This window comes from Mesorhizobium sp. M1A.F.Ca.IN.020.06.1.1, from assembly GCF_004023265.1.
Lineage (GTDB): Bacteria > Pseudomonadota > Alphaproteobacteria > Rhizobiales > Rhizobiaceae > Mesorhizobium.
Window position 1 is genome coordinate 1 of record NZ_RZSR01000985.1, and the last position, 2,152, is coordinate 2,152.

The window sequence follows — 2,152 nt, forward strand, 5'->3', positions numbered from 1 at the left end:
CCTCCAAGCTTTCGGGACAAGCGTGGCAGGGCTTGAGCCCGAGCAACAACGGCGCCTCGCTGCCCTTGCCGACGGACTTGCCCAGCCGGAGTATCGGGCTCGCGCCCTGGCAGCACTATTGCCTTAGACTTAGACTAGTTTCCGTCCATAGTGTGCTGCAGCAAGCAGAAGGAGGTTCGATGGTGAACTGACAACATGCTGAGAAGCTGCGTGAAAGATGAGGGTAGGCCCCTCGGGATCGGCTTTCAGAAGCGGGTCCCAAACCAGCCCAAGCTGCTGTGGTAGAAGAGCCATGGTGGTTAGCCCACACGATGCGCGCCGTCTTGTTGGCTAGGGCAATGATCACCAGCATGGGCGGCTTGCGGCCCAGCATACGGGTGAGCCAGGGATCTGCCGCCTCTCCCTTGCGCATGGCCCAGCGCACGGTGGCGCTGGCCCCGATGATCAGTAGCCGTCGCAGGGTTCGCTCACCCATTCGGGACGTCTCGCCGAGTTTCTGCTCTCCCCCCGAGGAACGTTGCAGCGTCGTGAGGCCGAGCCATGCTGCAAAGTCGCGACCTCTCTTGAAGGTTGTAGCCGATGGAGCCAGCGCAGCAAGCGCCGTCGCAGTGATCGGTCCTACGCCGGGAATGGTCATCAATCGCCTGGCTTCCGCATCCTCCCTGGCACGCCGGGCGATCTCGCGGTCGACCACGGCCACCCTCTCATTCAGGGAACGGAGCTGTTCGACGAGCAGAGACAGGATCGGGCGGGCGGCTTCGGGGATGGTCGAATCCTTGTCCTCTATCTCTGCGATAAGCTTGGCTACGTGGAAAAGGCCCTGCGCAGCCACTAACCCAAATTCGGCAAGATGGCCCCGTATCGCATTGATGATCTGCGTCCTCTGCCGCACCACAAGATCGCGAACGCGAAACACCATAGCCGCCGCCTGTTGATCTTCGCTCTTCACCGCCACGAACCGCATGGTGGGCCGTTGCGCAGCTTCGCAGATTGCTTCAGCGTCGGCGGCATCGTTCTTCTGCCGCTTCACGAAAGGCTTCACGTATCCCGGAGCGATCAGCCGGACATCGTGCCCTAGCTTCGCAATCTCCCGCGCCCAGTAATGGCCGCCGGCACACGCTTCCATGGCAACCGTGCTGGCTGGTTGAGCAGCAAGAAACCGAAGTACGTGATCGCGGCGAAGCTTCTTCTTGAACAGCACGGTACCCGAAGCATCCGAACCGTGCGCTTGGAACACGTTCTTCGCCAGATCCAATCCGATTGTGTTAACTTCCAACATGGACGCCTCCGTTCGAGTGATGATCAACGACACCACTTTGGCACAGCGATGCCGTGAGGGGGCGTCCACCCCATCAACCTGGGAAGCCATAAGTCCGCAGCCGTCAGGTAGATGATCAAGGCCGCTGGCGCTAGGCTCTGGTACCTGCCGCCCTACTCACCGGACCTCAACCCGATCGAGCAGGCCTTCGCCAAGATCAAACACTGGATGCGCCAGGCGCAGAAACGCACCGTCGAGGACACCTGGCGCCACATTGGCCACCTCGTCGAAACCATCGAGGCTGCCGAATGCAAGAACCACTTCGAAAACGCCGGATACGCTTCCGTCAAAACGTGAAAGACTCTAGTTCCGCACGTGCTTTGTCTGTGTGTCGTGCAACGCGCGATGGGCTTCAATTTCGCCCAGATGATCCAGCACCCACGCCGCGAGTTGCATGATCGGTGCCGCAAGAGAAGCGCCCAGATCCGTCAGGCCATACTCGACCTGAGGCGGGACGGTCGGATAGACCTTGCGCGTCACCATTCCGTCGGCCTCCAGAGCCTTCAGCGTGCGGGTGAGCATTTGCTGGGAAATCCCGCCTATCAGCCGTTTCAACTCGTTGAAGCGCCGCGGCTGGTCGGCCAGCAGCGTGATCGCAAGGATCGTCCATTTGTCGCCAATGCGGCCGAGGATTGCGTTGACTTTGCGACAATCGGGGTTGGTGCCAGGCTGATTTGGAGGAGCAGGCATACGCATGTGACTAGGCCTCGAAAATATGCGTTCTTGCGGCAGCGGCGGTCAATATCCCATATCTGGTCAGTAAAACATACCACTTTCAGGAGTACGTTGTGACTGACAAGAAGACGATCGCCATTTTCGGCGCTGGTACCGGGC

1 protein-coding gene and 2 pseudogenes are annotated in these 2,152 nt (G+C 60.0%); 1 reads left to right on the forward strand and 2 read right to left on the reverse strand.

From position 1 onward, the window contains the following. Positions 1-301: 301 nt before the first annotated feature. Positions 302-1,279: pseudogene (locus EOA60_RS29910) on the reverse strand (IS110 family transposase); the annotation flags it as partial. Positions 1,280-1,354: 75 nt separating this feature from the next. On the opposite strand from EOA60_RS29910, the pseudogene EOA60_RS29915 reads away from it, so the two are divergent. Further along, positions 1,355-1,615 (forward strand): annotated as a pseudogene (locus EOA60_RS29915) (transposase); the annotation flags it as partial. A gap of 6 nt (positions 1,616-1,621) precedes the next feature. Here EOA60_RS29915 and EOA60_RS29920 read toward each other — a convergent pair. Further along, positions 1,622-2,014 carry a helix-turn-helix domain-containing protein gene (locus tag EOA60_RS29920; protein ID WP_127336048.1) on the reverse strand — a complete coding sequence of 131 codons (393 nt, stop codon included), beginning with the start codon at positions 2,012-2,014 and terminating at the stop codon, positions 1,622-1,624. Positions 2,015-2,152: the final 138 nt, after the last annotated feature.

Excerpts from the sequence above, each read along its gene's own strand:
- EOA60_RS29920 (WP_127336048.1), bottom strand. The coding sequence starts at position 2,014 with ATGCGTATGCCTGCTCCTCCAAATCAGCCTGGCACCAACCCCGATTGT.